This window comes from Actinoplanes octamycinicus, assembly GCF_014205225.1.
Taxonomy (GTDB): domain Bacteria; phylum Actinomycetota; class Actinomycetes; order Mycobacteriales; family Micromonosporaceae; genus Actinoplanes; species Actinoplanes octamycinicus.
Window position 1 is genome coordinate 4,920,786 of record NZ_JACHNB010000001.1, and the last position, 15,288, is coordinate 4,936,073.

At 73.1% G+C, this 15,288-nt stretch carries 11 protein-coding genes and 1 riboswitch; of the genes, 7 read left to right on the plus strand and 4 right to left on the minus strand.

Annotated elements, in window-relative coordinates; genetic code table 11:
• Positions 1 to 10: 10 nt before the first annotated feature.
• From cydC to BJY16_RS21530, 3 genes are read right to left on the minus strand one after another with little or no spacing between them, the layout of a single operon-like run.
• Positions 11 to 4,282 carry a thiol reductant ABC exporter subunit CydC gene (cydC, locus tag BJY16_RS21520; protein ID WP_185041387.1) on the minus strand — a complete coding sequence of 1,424 codons (4,272 nt, stop codon included), beginning with the start codon at positions 4,280 to 4,282 and terminating at the stop codon, positions 11 to 13.
• Positions 4,279 to 5,259, minus strand: a complete 981-nt coding sequence (cydB, locus tag BJY16_RS21525) for a cytochrome d ubiquinol oxidase subunit II (protein ID WP_185041388.1) — start codon at positions 5,257 to 5,259, stop codon at positions 4,279 to 4,281. Before cydB ends, cydC begins: the two co-directional genes overlap by 4 nt.
• A gap of 11 nt (positions 5,260 to 5,270) precedes the next feature.
• Positions 5,271 to 6,686, minus strand: coding sequence for a cytochrome ubiquinol oxidase subunit I (locus BJY16_RS21530; protein WP_185041389.1), 1,416 nt, complete (start codon positions 6,684 to 6,686; stop codon positions 5,271 to 5,273).
• Positions 6,687 to 6,762: 76 nt separating this feature from the next.
• Between BJY16_RS21530 and BJY16_RS21535 the strand changes: the two genes are divergently transcribed.
• From BJY16_RS21535 to BJY16_RS21545, 3 genes are all read left to right on the plus strand, one after another.
• Positions 6,763 to 7,113: a BlaI/MecI/CopY family transcriptional regulator gene (locus tag BJY16_RS21535; RefSeq protein ID WP_185041390.1), complete on the plus strand. Its 351-nt coding sequence runs from the start codon at positions 6,763 to 6,765 to the stop codon at positions 7,111 to 7,113.
• On the plus strand, positions 7,110 to 8,027 hold the full coding sequence (locus BJY16_RS21540) for a M56 family metallopeptidase (RefSeq protein ID WP_185041391.1): 918 nt from the start codon (positions 7,110 to 7,112) through the stop codon (positions 8,025 to 8,027). Before BJY16_RS21535 ends, BJY16_RS21540 begins: the two co-directional genes overlap by 4 nt.
• Before the next feature lie 113 nt (positions 8,028 to 8,140).
• A riboswitch (cyclic di-AMP (ydaO/yuaA leader) is annotated at positions 8,141 to 8,274 on the plus strand.
• Between the two features lie 15 nt (positions 8,275 to 8,289).
• Positions 8,290 to 9,252 carry a C40 family peptidase gene (locus BJY16_RS21545; RefSeq protein WP_239176707.1) on the plus strand — a complete coding sequence of 321 codons (963 nt, stop codon included), beginning with the start codon at positions 8,290 to 8,292 and terminating at the stop codon, positions 9,250 to 9,252.
• 59 nt (positions 9,253 to 9,311) lie between these two features.
• Here the strand turns inward: BJY16_RS21545 and BJY16_RS21550 are convergent, their stop codons facing one another.
• Complete coding sequence (locus BJY16_RS21550; protein WP_185041392.1) at positions 9,312 to 9,743, minus strand: MarR family winged helix-turn-helix transcriptional regulator; 432 nt, start codon at positions 9,741 to 9,743, stop codon at positions 9,312 to 9,314.
• Between the two features lie 53 nt (positions 9,744 to 9,796).
• Between BJY16_RS21550 and BJY16_RS21555 the strand changes: the two genes are divergently transcribed.
• The 4 genes from BJY16_RS21555 (at position 9,797) to BJY16_RS21575 (ending at position 15,121) form a co-directional block, all read left to right on the plus strand.
• Positions 9,797 to 10,870 (plus strand): epoxide hydrolase family protein, encoded by a 1,074-nt coding sequence (locus BJY16_RS21555; RefSeq protein WP_185041393.1) that lies wholly within the window; start codon positions 9,797 to 9,799, stop codon positions 10,868 to 10,870.
• A 503-nt stretch (positions 10,871 to 11,373) separates the two neighbouring features.
• Complete coding sequence (locus BJY16_RS21565; protein WP_185041394.1) at positions 11,374 to 12,744, plus strand: tetratricopeptide repeat protein; 1,371 nt, start codon at positions 11,374 to 11,376, stop codon at positions 12,742 to 12,744.
• 187 nt (positions 12,745 to 12,931) lie between these two features.
• Complete coding sequence (locus tag BJY16_RS46535; RefSeq protein ID WP_203758831.1) at positions 12,932 to 13,930, plus strand: tetratricopeptide repeat protein; 999 nt, start codon at positions 12,932 to 12,934, stop codon at positions 13,928 to 13,930.
• Between the two features lie 411 nt (positions 13,931 to 14,341).
• Positions 14,342 to 15,121: a phosphatase PAP2 family protein gene (locus BJY16_RS21575; RefSeq protein ID WP_203758832.1), complete on the plus strand. Its 780-nt coding sequence runs from the start codon at positions 14,342 to 14,344 to the stop codon at positions 15,119 to 15,121.
• Positions 15,122 to 15,288 lie beyond the last annotated feature (167 nt).

The window sequence follows — 15,288 nt, forward strand, 5'->3', positions numbered from 1 at the left end:
GATTCCCAGCCTAGATGACCCCGACATTTAGCTTAGCGCTGGACAGTTCGTAAATTTCGTCCACGAGGTCGAGGCCCTCCGTGCGGTGCGCGAAGACCAGCACGGTACGCCCGGACGCCGCGCCCAGCAGGTCGGTCATCAACGCGTGCGCCCCGGCCTCGTCGATCCCCTCGGTCGGCTCGTCCAGGATCAGCAGCGCCGGATCGGCCAGCAGCGCCCGCGCCGTCGCGAACCGCCGCCGCTGCCCGCCGGACATCGTGCTGCCCCCGGTCCCCAGCCAGGTGTCCAGGCCGTCCGCCAGCCCGGCCAGCCACGGCCCGAGACCGACCCGCCGCAGCGCGGCGACAAGCTGCGGATCGGTCGCGGCCGGCATCGCGAGACGCAGATTCTCCCGTACGGTCGACGCGAACACGTGCCCGGTGTCGTCCCCGACCAGCACCACCCGGCCCCCGACCCGGACGTCCCCGGCGCGCGGCGCGAGCAGCCCGCCGAGCACCGCGCCGAGTGTCGACTTCCCCGCCCCGGACCGCCCGGTGACCGCGATCCGCGCCCCGGCCGCCAGCTCCAGATCCACCCCGTCCAGCGCCGGCTCCGCCTCCGGATCCCAGCCCGCCACCAGCCCGGAGACCCGAACCTCCCCGTCCGGTATCCACTCACCCGCAGGCCCGCTCTCGGCGATCCGATTCGCAGCCGTGCCGTCCGTGACACGCGCGCCCGAGCCCGCGCCTGTGCCGTCCGTGATGCGCGCGCCCGTGGCGGTGCCGTCTGTGGCGCCCGCGCCCGCGGCCGTGCCGTCCGGTCGTGTGCCGGTCGCCTGGTCGCCGATGGTCTTGCCGTGTCGCCGCGTGCTCGCGCCGGCCGTCAGGGCGGCGACGCGGCGTTCCGCGCCGGCGGCCTGACGCCGGGCGATCGCTGCCTCCGGGAGGGCGACCAGCGGCTCACCCAGGGCGACGACGCCGAGCAGCAGCACCGCGCCCCACTCCGCGGAGATCCCGGCCCCGGCCAGGACGAGGGCGGTTCCGGCCACCGCGACCGCCCATCCGAGGTGCGCGATCGCGGCGGCGAGCCCGGCGGTCCGGGCCGCTCGCGCCTCCAGGTCCGCGAGCATCCGGCTACGGCTTTCCGGTACGCCGGACCGCCCGCCCCCGGCCCCCAGCTCCTCGACCCCGTCCACCGTCTCGACCATGGCGTCCCGCAGCGCGGCCCGCGCCACCGCGGTGGCCGCGTCCTGCCGGTCCGCCTGCCAGCCCGCCACCAGCGGCGCGATCACCGCGGTGACCAGCACCCCGATCGCCAGCGGCGCCAGCAGCCGCGGCGTGATCAGCACCGCCGCCGCCCCCGCCACGAGCACCGTGACCGCCGCGGTCCAGGCCGGCAGCCATCCGCGGAGCAGCCCGTCCACCCGAGCGTCCACATCGTCGACGAGCCGGGTCAGCAGATCCCCGCGCCGGTGCAGCCGCGGCCCCGGCACCCGCGGGATCAGCTCGGCGTACACCCGCGCCCGCCGCCGCCCCAGCCGCGCGAACGCCACATCGTGCGCCACCAGCCGCTCCAGATAGCGCAGCAGTGGCCGGGCCACCGCACTCCCGCGCACCAGCACCACCGCGGTCGACAGCGTCAGCACCGGCGGCAACGAAGCCGCCCGCACCAGCAGCCACCCCGCCGCCCCGGTCAGCAGCAGCCCACTGAGCACCGCCGCCGCCCCGAGTCCGACCGCCACCCACGGCCGCCGCCACCACCGCTCGGCGGCCGCCCCGGACGCGCTCGCACGTCCGCCGTTGTTGCGCGCGTCCTGAGCCGACGCCGACGCGCCGTCGACCGCGTTTCCGGACTCGTGCGCCGGTCCGCCGACGGTTGTCGGCTTCGGGCCGGAAGCCGACACGCCCTCAACCGTCGCCGCGGACTCGCGTGCGCGTCCCTCGACCTTACTGTCCTCCGAGCCCGCAGTTGATGCGCCCGCCGCAACGACCGGGCGAACGGAGATGCCCGATCGTGCCACGACGCCAGCGGCCGCACCTGGCACAGCGGCAGACAGTGCGGCTGCGCCTGGCCCGGCGGCGGGGTGGGTGACGGCGCCGGCCTCGGACGCCGGCGGGTCCAGGTCGACGACGCGGTCGGCGGCGGCGAGCAGGGCCGGGCGGTGAGCGACTGCCAGCACCGCGCAGCCCCGGCCGGCGAACTCTCGCAACCGGGCCACCACCAGGCGTTCGGCGGCCGGGTCCAGGTGCGCGGTGGGTTCGTCGAGCAAGAGGGTGACGACCGGCATCGGGTGGCGTTTCGGGCCGGGCTCGTCGCGGTGCGGGCGGTCGGCGGCCCGCTGGGTGGCGGCCACCGCGCGGCCCGCCCGGTGCAGCAGCGCGGCCAGTGCCAGCCGCTGGCGCTGACCGGCCGAGATGCCGTGCCCGTGCTCCCCGAGCGGTGTCGCCGGGGTGACCTCGCCGTCCAGCCCGACCAGGCGCAGCGCCGACCGTACCTCGTCCTCGGTCACGTCCTCCGGGAAGGCCTCCGCGACCGTCCGCGCGTGCGGCAGCGCCGGCCGCTGCGACAGGTGGAACGCCCGCCCCACCGCGACCGCCCCGGCGCCGGCCGGGTGCAGCCCGGCGAGCACCCGCAGCGCCGTGCTCTTGCCCGCCCCGGACGGCCCTCGCAGCGCGACCAGCTCGCCCGCCCGCACCGCGAGCTCGTCCAGGTGCACCGCGTCCCCGACGGCGCCCGGGTAGCCGGCCCGCAGCCCGGTCGCGAGCACTCCCCACCGGCCCACCCGAGCCAGCCGGGCCCAGGCCGCTTCCGGCATCCGCCCGGCATCCCCGGCTGCCTCCCGCGCACCGGCGTCAGCCGCGTGCTCCCAGCCGTCCGTGCCCGACCCGTCGGCATCGCGCCGATCCCGCTGGCTGAACGTTCCTGAACGCGGTCCGGTCCGCCCACGTCCCCGTCCCCGCCCACCCAGGGGGAGCCGCCCCGAAGACAGTGTGGTGCGGCTGCCCGAGCGAGCAGCTCCCGCCTGTGGAGGACGCCCTGATGTGGAAAACTCGTCGTCGATCGAAAATTGACCAATCTCGATCGAGCTGCGGAGTTCGTTCGGTCTGCCGGCCGGACGCTGGCCAGCCGACCCCTGCACGTGAGCTGGGCGAACAGCGCTGTCCGGGGCCGAACCGGCTGCGCCGTTGCTCGGCACCGCGCCGCCGCCCGGAACCGCACCGGCCGCACCGGCCGCACCGGTGAGAATCTCGTCCACGTCCGCGATGACCGCCGTGGCGTCCGTGGCGGCGTGATACCGGCCGGCCATCTCCCGCAACGGCCGGTACACCTCCGGAGCGAGCAAAATGGCCAGCAGAGCCGGCGCCAGCGACATCGAGCCACCGGCCACCCGGATGCCGGCCTGCACGGCGATCAGGCCGACCGACAGCGTGCCGACCAGGTCCAGGGCCGTGGACGAGAGGAACGCGACGCGGAGCACGCGCATGGTGGCCCGCCGGTGCCGGTCGGTGAGGTCGGCGATCACGGCGGTCTGGCGTTCGGCGCGGCCGAAGGCCTTGAGCGTGCCGAGGCCGTGCACCACGTCGAGGAAGTGGCCGGCCAGCCGGGCGTCGGCGGCCCACCGCTGCCGGGCGCGGGACTGCGTGGCCCAGCCGATCAGCGCGCCGAGCAGCGGGACCAGCGGCAGGGTGAGCAGGGCGATCAGTGCGGAGGCCGGGTCGACCAGGGCCATCACGACCAGTACGGCGGGCGGCAGCAGGACGCCGAGGACCAGCGACGGCAGGTAGCCGGAGAACCACGGGCGCAGCGAGTCGAGGCCGGTGCCGAGGACCGTGGTGAGGCGGCCGGCGCCGGACGAGGCCACCCACGCCGGGCCGCGCCGGACGATCGCGGCGAGCAGCGAGCGCCGCAGTTCGTCGGTGACCCGGGCCGCGGTGCGGCGGGCCACCACCTGTTCCGCCCAGGAGAACAGGCCGCGGGCCGCGAACGCTCCGGCCAGCAGGGCGATCGCCGCGGTCCGGGAGCCGCCGAGCAGCAGCGAGCGGGAGAGCGACGGGGCGACCACCCAGCAGAGCGCCACCGCGATGGCCAGCGTCGCGGCCGCCTGCCCGGCTCCGATCAGGGCGAGCAGGGCCACTCCGGCCCGCCCGGTACGCGCGTGCCGCAGCAGCCGCGGGTCGACCGGGCCGCGGGCCGGACGCCGGTCGGGGGCTGCGGTCGTACCGGAAAGGGGTCTGCTCGAAACCCGGCGCCGGAGAGCGGACCGCACCCGGAAGCGGGCGGACCGGGGCGCGGGGAGGGTCATGACGGGACCCGTTCGCTCGCGACGCGGCGCCGGAAGACCCAATAGGACCAGGCCTGGTAGGCCAGCACCCCGGGCAGGATCAGCACCCCGGCGACGGTGATCAGCTTGAGCGCGGACGGGCTGGCCGCGGCCGCCTCCCGGGTCAGCGACCAGCGCGGATCCAGGGTGCTGCGCAGCACCACCGCCCCGTGCGCGGTGAAGACCGCGACCACCGACCCGGCCACCCCGAGCGCGGTCGCCGCGAACGCCACGCCCTCCCGTCCTTGCCGGGCCAGCATCCCGGCGATGAGGCAGAGCACCGCGGCGACCAGCGCGAGCCGCGAGCCGGTGGCGATCCCGGCGAGGAGCAGGCCGACCGTGCCGGCGTTGCCGCCGTGCCGGGCCAGGGCGACCGCGCGGCGCCGGACCGGGCCGGTGGTACGCAGCGCCAGGAAGGTCGCGCCGAGCAGCACCGTGCCGAGCAACGCGGCCAGCGCACCGAGCCCGGCGGCCGGGGTGAGCAGCGGAGCCAGACTGCGGCCGAGACCGTTCCCGATCACCACGCCGTCGGCGTCGATCCGCAGGCCGTGGACGAAGACGCCGAGCTGCGCGCCCCAGAGCAGCACCACGCCGGCCGACGACCCGGCGAGCAGCCGGTCGCAGCGGCGGCGCCAGGCGGGGGAGTCGTGCTTGCCGCGGAACTCCAGCGCCGCCCCGCGGACCGCGAGCAGCAGCAGGATGCCGACCATCGGCAGGTAGAGCGCGGACAGCAGGACGGCGTACCAGTCGGGGAAGGCGGCGAAGGTGACGCCGATCGCGGCGACCAGCCACACCTCGTTGCCGTCCCAGAACGGGCCGATGGTGCGGATCGCCGCGCCGCGCTCGTGCTCGTCGCGGCCGAGGAACGGGGCGAGCAGCCCGACGCCGAAGTCGAAGCCTTCGAGGACGAAGTAGAGCACCCAGGCGAGGACGAGGATCGCGAACCAGAAGGTGATCATGCGACGGTCTCCTAGTAGGCCGGGGCGGGCTCGGGAACGGGCGACTTGTCCGAGATCTCGGGACTGAGCGGCTTCGTCGAGAGATGGACGACGAGCTTGAACCAGGCCAGGGCGAGCAGCCCGTAGACGGCGGTGAACCCGGCCAGCGACGCGATGACCTCGGCACTCGTCAACCCGGGGGAGATCCCGTCGGAGACCTTGGAGATCCCGAAGGCGAGCCACGGCTGCCGGGCCGTCTCCGTGAAGATCCAGCCGAACGTGTTGGCCGCGGCCGGCAGCAGCGGCGAGAGCAGCAGGATCCGCTTGGCCCAGCCGGGCACCCCGGCGCCCCTCTGCAGGACGGCGGGAAGCAGCGGGAGTCGTGACTTCTTCTCGGCTGAGGCCCAGAGGTAGTACGCCGCGAGGATCATCCCGGCGATCCCGGCGCCCATCATCAGCCGGAAGGTCCAGAACGCCACCGGGATCATCGGTACGTAGCTGCCCGGCCCGTACTGCGCCACATACTGCGCCTGCAGGTCGTCGATCCCCTGCACCGTCCCGTCGAACGAGCCGGTGCCCAGGAAGGACAGCAGCCGGGGGATCTCCACGGTGAGGAACGGCTTGTCGTGCCCGAGCTTGCCGACCGCGAGAACCGAGAACGGCGCCCCGGTGGTGGTCGAGTAGAGCGCCTCGGCCGCCGCCATCTTCATCGGCTGCACCGCGGTCATCACCTTGCCCAGGTGGTCGCCGGTGAGCGCGGTGAGCGCCCCACCGACCAGGGTCAGCCAGGCGCCGAGCCGGGCCAGCGGCCGGAACCCGCGGTCCGCGGTGAGCCGCCAGACCCCGAGGGCGAGCAGCAGTCCGCCGCCGGCCATCGCCGCGCCGGCCATGGTGTGCGGGAACGCGGCCAGCACCACCTCGTTGGTCATCAGCGCGGAGAAGCTGGTCAGGTGCGCGCGGCCGGTGGTGGCGTCCAGCTCGTACCCCACCGGGTTCTGCATGAACGAGTTGGCCGCCAGGATGATGTAGGCGGAGAGCAGCGTCCCGACCGCCACCACCACGATCGTGGCGGCGTGCAGCTTGCGCGGCAGCCGGCCCCACCCGAAATACCAGACCGCGAGGAAGGTGGCCTCCAGGAAGAACGCGAGCATCCCCTCGACCGCGAGGGTCGGGCCGAACACGTCACCGTAGAACTTGGCGAAGGCGCTCCAGCCCAGTCCGAACTGGAACTCCTGGACGAGCCCGGTGACCACGCCGACGGCGAAGGTGACGATCAAGAGCTTCCCGACGAACTTCGTGAGATCCAGGTACTTCCGCGAGTCGGTGCGCAACCAGGCCAGATGCAGACCGGCCGCGACCGCCGACAGGCTGATCGACAGCGGCACGAACAGGTAGTGATAGATCGTCACGACGGCGAACTGCAGCCGGGTCAGGTCGAGCACGTCCATCGGGTGTCCCCCTCTACGACTCTTCGTAGTAGATACTACGAGACGTAGTACGACTGCCCCTAGTAGGATGGGTCACATGGCACTAGGCGATCTCGAACGCGAGGTCATGACGCAGCTCTGGGACGCTCCCGAGGCGCTGACCGTGCGACAGGTGCACGAGCGGATCAGCAAGAACCGGGATCTGGCGTACACGACGGTGATGACGGTCCTGGACCGTCTCGCCAAGAAGAAGCTGGTCGTCCAGATGAAAGCGGACAGGGCTTACCAGTACGCCGCGGCCCAGTCCCGTGAGGAGATGACCGCGGCCGTGATGCTCGACGCCCTGAGCGCGTCCCCCGATCAGGACGCCGCGCTGGCATACTTCCTCGGTCAGCTGCCCCCCGGCGCGATCCAAGCCGCCCTGAACGCGACGCCGAAAGAGACGTGACCGCACTCCTCCTCGGAACCCTCGGGCTGACCCTGTCGCTGGTCGTCCCGGGCGTTCTGGCCGGCGCCCGCTGGCCGGACCGCGCCCCGGTCGCCGCCGTCCTGCTCTGGCAGGCGCTCACCCTGACCGCGGTGCTCTGCGCGCTCGGCGTGGTCCTGGCCGCCCCGGAGGAGCTGACCCGGGCGGCCGGCGCCGATCACCCGTGGACCGTGGCGGCGCTGGTGTTCTCGCTGGCGGTCGCGGCCACCATCGTGATCCGGCTGCTGATCTCGCTGATCCGGGTGAGTGCCCGGGCCCGGGCCCGCCGCGAGCGGCACCGCACCCTGGTCGACCTGCTGGACCGGGTGGAGCGGCACCGCGAGCTGGGCGGCGCCGAGGTGCGGGTGCTGGACGGCGCGCTGCCGCTGGCCTACTGCGTGCCCGGCCGGGAGCCCCGGGTGGTGCTCAGCGACGCGGTGCTGCGGATCCTGGACCGCGAGCAGGTGGACGCGGTGCTCGCCCACGAGCAGGCGCACCTGCGGCACCGGCACGAGCTGGTGATGGAGTCGTTCACCGCGTTCTACCAGGCGGTGCCGCGCCCGCTGCGGTCCCGGGCGCCGCTGGACGCGGTGCATCTGCTGCTGGAGATGGTGGCCGACGACGCGGCCCGGCGGCGGACCGGGCCGGTCCCGCTGCGCGCCGCGCTGGCCCGGCTGTCCGACGCCGTCCCCCTGGCGGAGGAGGCCCCGGCCGACCCGGCGGGTGAATCGCGCTCCCGCAGGCTCGACCGGCTGGCCGGTCCGGCGCCCACCTCGAGGGGTCTGTCGGTGCTCGCCGGGGTCGCCGCAGCCGGTCTGCTGGTGTTACCCACGGTGATTCTGGTGGTGCCCTGGCTGGGGCAGGCCCTGGATGCCTGGCCGTTCCGGTCACTCTGAGTGCCGCTCGCTGTGCGGGCGGTATCGCCACGCGGGCAAGCTTCATTTGCCCGCATGATCCGAGTACGGTGGTCCCCGGTTCGGCAGCCCCCCATCGTCCAACCGGCCGATCTGACGAACCACCGCCTAATCGCCGCAACGGCGAGCCGGGGACCCAGGTGTGTGGGGTGAAGCCGCGTTCCCGCGGCCGGGCGTGCTTCCCGCTCGAACCCGTCAGCTAACCCGGTCGGCGGCCGAGTGGAAGAAAGGACAACGCACCTACGTGAAACGCGGACTACGCGGCCTGCTTTTCGCGGTGGCCGCTGCCGGACTCGTTCTCACCGGACCTGTCGTTGCCCACGCCACGCCCTCGCCGGGCAGCGTCGAAGATCAGATCGACAAGCAGTGGAACGAGCTCGAGCCCGTCATCGAGGACTACAACGACGTGCACGGCAAGCTCCTCAAACTGCAGAAGCAGCAGAAGCAGCTGAACCAGACGCTCGCTCCGCTGCAGAAGCAGGTCGACGCGGCCCTGGTGGAGGTGCGCGGCCTGGCCTCGGACGCCTACATGCAGGGTCCGCCGAGCGCCCTCGGCGCGATCCTCAGCGGTGATCCGAACGCGCTGACCGAGAAGCTCTCGCTCCTCGAGCAGCTGGCCAGCGACCGTCAGGAGTCGATCGGCGACGTCGTGAAGCTCCGCGACAAGTACGCAGCCGACAAGGAGAAACTGGACGCTCTGGCGTCCGAGATCGCCACTCGGGACACCGACCTCAAGACCAAGAAGTCGGCGATCGAGAAGGAGATCACCTCCCTGCAGAAACTGCGGATCAAGGCGTACGGCGACACGGACGACGGTCCGTTCAAGACCGGTCCGTGCCCGGTGGACTACACCAACGACAAGGGTGGCCGGGCCGCGCAGCGGGCCTGCGACCTGATCGGCAAGCCCTACGTCTTCGGTTCCGAGGGTCCGAACAGCTACGACTGCTCGGGTCTGACGAAAGAGGCGTGGAAGGCCGTCGGCGTGCATCTCGAGCACTACACCAAGGACCAGTGGGGGTCCACGAAATCGGTGAGCCGGAGCGAGTTGAGGCCGGGTGACCTGGTCTTCTACTACTCCGACGTGCACCATGTGGCGATCTACATCGGTGGCGGCATGGTGGTGCACGCTCCGCACACGGGCGACCACGTGCGGATGGCGACGATCGATCGCGGTCCGATCGCCGGCTATCGCCGGCCCGCGGGCTAGCGCTCCGGCTCAGGTGACAGGGCCGCTTCCGGTTTTCTCCGGGAGCGGCCCTGTCTCTTTCACACCCCTGGCGTACGGCCGGAAGCGCCGGCCAGCACTTTCCTCAGCAGCGCGGTGAACTGGTCGCGCTCCTGCGCGGTCAGCGGCGCCAGCAACTCGTCCTGGATCGCCGCCGCCCGCTCGGCCAGCTCCCGCGCCCGCTCCTGACCCTTCTCGGTCACCGTGATGACGTTGCGCCGCCGGTCCGCCGGGTCGGGCGAGCGCGCCACATAGCCGTCCGCCTCCAGCTCGTTGAGCGCGCCCACCAGGTCGCTGAGGTGGATGCCGGTGCGCCGCCCGAGCGCCGCCTGGCTGGCCGGCCCGTCGGCGAGCAGCGACTCCAGCAAGCGGTAGTGATAACCGCGCGCCCCCACCGCGGCGAATCCGTCGCCGACCAGCCGGTGCGCGTGCGCGGCGGTCTGGGTGAGCAGCCAGCTCGGCAGATGGTCCATGTGTCCAGCGTAACATTGGACTGACTAACGTTAGATGCTCTAACGTTAGTCGTATGAACGAATTCCGGCTCCATCTCCCGCAGTCCGATCTCGACGACCTGGCCGACCGGCTGTCCCGCACCCGCTGGCCCGACGAGCTGCCCGGCGCCGGCGACGACTACGGCATCCCGCTCGCCCGGGTCCGTGCCCTCGCCGACCGATGGCTCAAGTTCGACTGGCGCGCCCACGAGGACGAGCTGAACGCGTACCCGCAGTTCGTCACCGAGATCGGCGGCGACCGGGTCGACTTCATGCACCTGCGGCACCCCGACCCGGCCGCGCTGCCGATCGTGCTCACCCACGGCTGGCCCGGCTCCACCGTCGAGTTCCTCGACGTCGTCGACCGGCTCGCCGAGCACTTCCACGTGGTCGTCCCGGCCATCCCGGGATTCGGCCTGTCCGGGCCGACCACCCGGCGCGGCTGGAGCCAGCAGCGGGTCGCCGAGGCGTGGGCCGAGCTGATGGCCTCGCTCGGCTACCGGCGCTACGGCGCACAGGGCGGCGACTGGGGTTCCGGCATCTCCCGGCACCTGGCCGGCGCCGCCCCGGACAACGTGGTCGGCGTGCACATCAACTACCTGCCCACACCCGGCTCGCCGGACGGGCTCTCCCCGGCCGACCAGGCCCGCCTGGCGAAGACCATGGAGCTGGCCAAGAACCGCCATCCGCACCAGCTGCTGTTCGCCTCCGGTCCGCAGACCCCGGCCTACGCCCTCAACGACTCACCCACCGGTCTGCTCGCCTTCTGGGCGGACAAGTTCGACCGCTGGTCCGACCCGGCCACCCCGGTGCCCGACGACCGCATCCTGGCCGACGTCGCCCACCACTGGTTCCACCGGACCGCCGCCTCATCCGCCCGGCTGGTCAAGGAGAGCGGCGTGAACGTCCCGGTGACCTGCGCGGCCCCACTCGGCGTCGCGGTCCTGCCGGCCGACATCACCCAGGCGATCCGCCCGCTGGTCGAGCAGCGCTACGACGTCCGGCACTGGACGGAGTTCCCGCGGGGCGGCCACTTCGCCGCGCTGGAGGTCCCGGACCTGTTCGCCGAGGACGTCACCACGTTCTTCCGCACCCTCGACAACCGCTGACCGCGCGGCTGGTCCGTGCCCGCGTTCCGGTCCGCGCCCATCTTCGTGTTTCGGCCCGCGTTGGGTCCGTGCCCGCGTTGGGTCCGTGCCCGCGTTGGGTCCGTGCCCGCGTTGCCGTCCGCGTTCGCGTTGCGGTCCGTGCCGGCGTTGCGGTCCGTGCCGGCGTTGCGGTCGGTGCCCGCGTTGCGGTCCGTGCCCGCGTTGCGGTCCGTGCCCGCGTTGCGGTCCGTGCCGGCGTTGCGGTCCGTGCTCGCGTTGCGGTCCGTGCCCACCTTCCAGACCCCGCCCACCCAGGGGGAGCCGCCCGAAGACAGTGTGACGCGGAAACGAGATCGCGCGGGGATGGGCTGTGGACAACATGCTGATGTGGATTACTCGCGGCTGAGCCGGCAGTGGCCGCCCTTGGGCCAGCCGGCTGAGTCACCCGTCAAGGCCGGTTTGAGATACCCCTCAGCGCCAGCCGGGGACGGTGGGTGGGCCGGGCGCGGGCATAATCGCGTCTCATGAGCGACGCGTTGATCGACAGCCTCACCGCGGCGGTGCAGGCGCGCCCGGACGACCTGCCGCTGCGGCTGCATCTGGCCGAGTTGCTGGTCGCGGCCGGGCGTGGGGTGGAGGCGATCGAGCACGCCGCTCAGGTGCTCAGCCGGGAGCCGGGCAACGACGCGGCTCGCACCTTGATGGCGTCCGCCCTGGCCGGCCCGGCCTCCGCAGCGCCGTCTGCCGTCTCGCCCTCGACGCCGTCCCCGGGGTCACCTTCCGCCTCTCCGCCCTCGGCCCCGTCTCCCGTGCCATCCTCGGCGCAGTCGCCCGAGCCGCCCTCGGCTCCTTCTCCTGCGCCGCCGTCGGCCTCCCCTTCTGTGCCGCCGTCGGCTCCCTCCAACGGAGCGCCCGTGGACTGGGCCGCCATGGAGCAGCAGTTCGGTGACGTCGTCCCGCCCCGCTTCGCGCGCTCCGGCGACGAACCAGAGCCGGTGACCGGTCACGACGACCGGTCCTTCGACGTCGAGCGGTCCACCGTCACCCTCGCCGATGTCGGCGGCATGGCCGAGGTCAAGAAGCGTCTGGAAGTCTCCTTCCTCGGTCCGCTGCGCAACCCCAAGCTGCGCAGCCTGTTCGGCAAGAGCCTGCGCGGCGGCCTGCTGCTCTACGGCCCGCCCGGCTGCGGGAAGACCTTCCTGGCCCGGGCGGTGGCCGGTGAGATGGGCGCGGCGTTCATCTCGTTGTCGATCACGGACGTGCTGAACATGTGGGTCGGCAGCTCCGAGCGCAACCTGCACGACCTGTTCGAGTCGGCGCGCGGGCACGCGCCCTGCGTGCTGTTCCTCGACGAGATCGACGCGCTCGGGCACAAACGCAGCCAGCTGCACTCGTCGGCGATGCGGACCGTGGTCAACCAGCTGCTCACCGAGCTGGACGGGGTGCAGGGCGGCAACGAGGGCGTCTTCGTGCTGGCCGCGACGAACGCGCCGTGGGACGTGGACGCGGCGCTGCGCCGGCCGGGACGGCTGGACCGTACCGTGCTGGTGTTGCCCCCGGACGGCCCGGCGCGGGCCGCGATCGTCGAGTACCACCTGCGGGACCGGCCGGTGGCCGGGGTCGACCTGGACGCGGTCGCCGCGGCCACCGAGAACTTCTCCGGCGCCGACCTGGCGCACCTGTGCGAGACCGCGGCCGAGTTCGCGATGCGCGACTCGATCGCCACCGGCGAGATCCGCATGATCAACCAGGCGGACATGCTGGCCGCGGCCGGCGAGATCCGCCCGTCCACCGACGCCTGGTTCAGTACCGCGCGCAACGTGGCGATGTTCGCGAACCAGAGCGGCGAGTATGACGACCTGGCCGCCTACCTCAAGAAGCGCAAGTCCCGGTGACGGCGCGTTGACGGCCACCTCGCGGGCCCGGTCGCTCGCCGGTGGCGGGCCCGTGGTGACGGCGGCGTCAGGGGAGCGGCTTGCCGGACGGGTGCGGCAGTGACCGCGGCTTCAGGGGAGCTGCCCGCCGGGACGGGGCGACGGTGACGGCGGCTTCAGGGGAGCTGCCCGCCGGCACGGAGCCGCGGTGACGGCGGCTTCCCGGGCGCGGATGTTCGCCGAGCTCGGCCGGTTCGACCAGGCCGAGGCCGAGCTGCGCCGCGCGCTGCTGAACCGGCCCACGGACGTCGAGCTGCTCGCCCTGCTCGCCGCGGTGCTGCGCCTGTCCGGCCGGCCCGCCGAGGCGCTCGCCGTCGCGGACACTGCGGTCGCGGCGGGACCCGCTGGGGCAGGGGCGCATGCGGAACGGGCCGAGAATCTGATCGCGCTGTCGCGTACGGAAGACGCCGTCGCGGCCGCGAGTGAAGCGGTCCGGTTGCGTCCGGGCGAACCGGAAGCGCATCGCGTGCTGGCCCGCGCCCATGTGGCGGCGCGGGATTTCCGGCGGGCCCGGGTCGCCGCCCGGCAGGCGCTCGCCTTCGACCCGCGGTCGGTGCCCAGCCTGCTCACCCTGGCCGAGGTGGAGCGGGTCGCCGGGCATCGCCAGGCCGCCGCGCGAGCCACCCGGGCGGCCCTGGCCGAGGACCCGGACAGTCCCGGCGGCCGCTGGTTGATCGCGCTGCTCGACGCGGAACGGCTGCACGTCGCGGACGCCATGCGCGGCCTGCGGGAACTGGCCGCCGATCATCCGGCCCGGCTCGGCGGCGAGGCGCTGGCGTGGCCGGTCCTGGGCGTGCTGGCCGGTCTGCGGCGAGGGCTCGGGGCGGGCGTGCCGCTGGTGCTGGCGGTGCGTCTGGCGGCGGTCCGGTGGCCGTTCGCCGAGCCGCTGGCGCAGGGGGTCGCGCTGGTCGTCGCGGTGGTGATGGTCGCCTTCGCGGGCCGGGTGCTGCTGCCGGCCGGACGCCTGCCGTGGCGGTGCCTGCGGTTCCTGCCGCGGCGCGCGGTGATCATCGGATTGGTTGCGGCGGGCGCTTCGGTCGCGCTCCTCTTTTGGTACGCGGTGAGCGCGCTGTGGCCGCCCCTGGTCGCCGCTGCGGTGGCGGCCCTGGTGCTGCTCGTCCCGCCGTTGTCGCAGCGGCCGCGCTGATCGCCTCGCTATTGTCGCCGCGCCTGCGCTGATCGCCTCGCCGTTGTTGCCGCGCCTGCGCTGATCGCCTCGCCGTTGTTGCCACGGCGGCCCTGCTCGTCTCGGTGGTGATCGGGTCGCGGCTGCTGCTCGTCCCGGTGCGGGGAAAGTCACTATCAGGGGCATGAATCTTGCACAACTGGCAAGATCGCCGGATGCTGGGCGTCATGGTTGATTCAGGCTCCGCTTGACCGGTGGACACCCGGACTTTGCCGTCCCGGTGACGCCGCAGGTCGGCGAGGGTGTTGCGAGCCGGTACTAGGGTCACCCCGGTGTCCCGCCATATCGCTCTCCTCCAGCGATGTAGCGACTTTTCTCTTTTTATCGGTTCGTGCCGCCCGTCCTGCCTTTCTCGTCGTCGAGGAGCCTGGTGTGACCGTCGCCCCGCCCGCCGCCACCCGGTCCCGCTGGCTCTCCGCCCTCCGCGAGCTCGGCCTGGTCGCGGTCATGTTCGTGATCTACAAGATCGGCCGGCTGGCCGCGAACGGGCACGTGGGCGAGGCCTTCGACAACGCGAACCGGGTCTGGGACCTGGAACGCTGGCTGCACCTGCCCGGTGAGCTGAGCGTCCAGCGCGGGTTGCTGTCCTGGCCCACGCTGGTCGAGGTGGCGAACAGCTACTACGCCTACGTCCACTTCCCGGCCACCGTCGCCTGCCTGATCTGGCTCTACGTCTACCGCCCGGCCCACTACCGCTGGACCCGCAACGTGCTCGCGCTGGTGACCGGCGCGGCGCTGCTGGTGCACTTCGTGATCCCGCTGGCCCCGCCCCGGATGCTGGCCGACACCGGCATGCTGGACCTGGGCCGGCTCTACGGCCCGGCGGTCTACGGCGCCCCGGAAACCGATCAGCTGTCCAACCAGTACGCCGCGATGCCGTCCTTGCACGTCGGCTGGGCGGTCGTGATCGCGGTAGCCCTGATCGCGGCGACGTCCGCTCGCTGGCGCGCACTGTGGCTGCTGCACCCCTTGATCACCTTGCTGGTGGTGGTAGCCACCGGAAACCACTACTGGCTGGACGCCATCGCAGCCGGCGCCTTGCTGGCCATCGCATACGCGCTGGTACGCACCCACCGTCCCGTCGCCAGCCCCGAGGCGGCAATCCTGCCCCGTCAGCGCGACGGTTCCCGCGAGCCAGCCCTGCGCCCGTAGTCCGCCGGCCCCGGCCCTGCGCTGACGCCTGACTCAGCTTCGCGCTTGTGCCTGACTCAGCTCCGCGATTGCGCCTGCACAGGCCCCGTCTGCGTCAGCTCCGCGTCTGCGTGAGCTTCGCCTGCGTCAGCTTCGCCTGCGTCAGCTTCGCGTCAGCCTCAGCTTGC

Bases quoted from the DNA above. Each gene is read 5' to 3' on its own strand.
- cydC (WP_185041387.1), bottom strand. From the start codon at position 4,282: ATGACCCTCCCCGCGCCCCGGTCCGCCCGCTTCCGGGTGCGGTCCGCT.
- cydB (WP_185041388.1), bottom strand. From the start codon at position 5,259: ATGATCACCTTCTGGTTCGCGATCCTCGTCCTCGCCTGGGTGCTCTAC.
- BJY16_RS21530 (WP_185041389.1), bottom strand. From the start codon at position 6,686: ATGGACGTGCTCGACCTGACCCGGCTGCAGTTCGCCGTCGTGACGATC.
- BJY16_RS21535 (WP_185041390.1), top strand. From the start codon at position 6,763: ATGGCACTAGGCGATCTCGAACGCGAGGTCATGACGCAGCTCTGGGAC.
- BJY16_RS21550 (WP_185041392.1), bottom strand. From the start codon at position 9,743: ATGGACCATCTGCCGAGCTGGCTGCTCACCCAGACCGCCGCGCACGCG.
- BJY16_RS21555 (WP_185041393.1), top strand. From the start codon at position 9,797: ATGAACGAATTCCGGCTCCATCTCCCGCAGTCCGATCTCGACGACCTG.
- BJY16_RS21565 (WP_185041394.1), top strand. From the start codon at position 11,374: ATGAGCGACGCGTTGATCGACAGCCTCACCGCGGCGGTGCAGGCGCGC.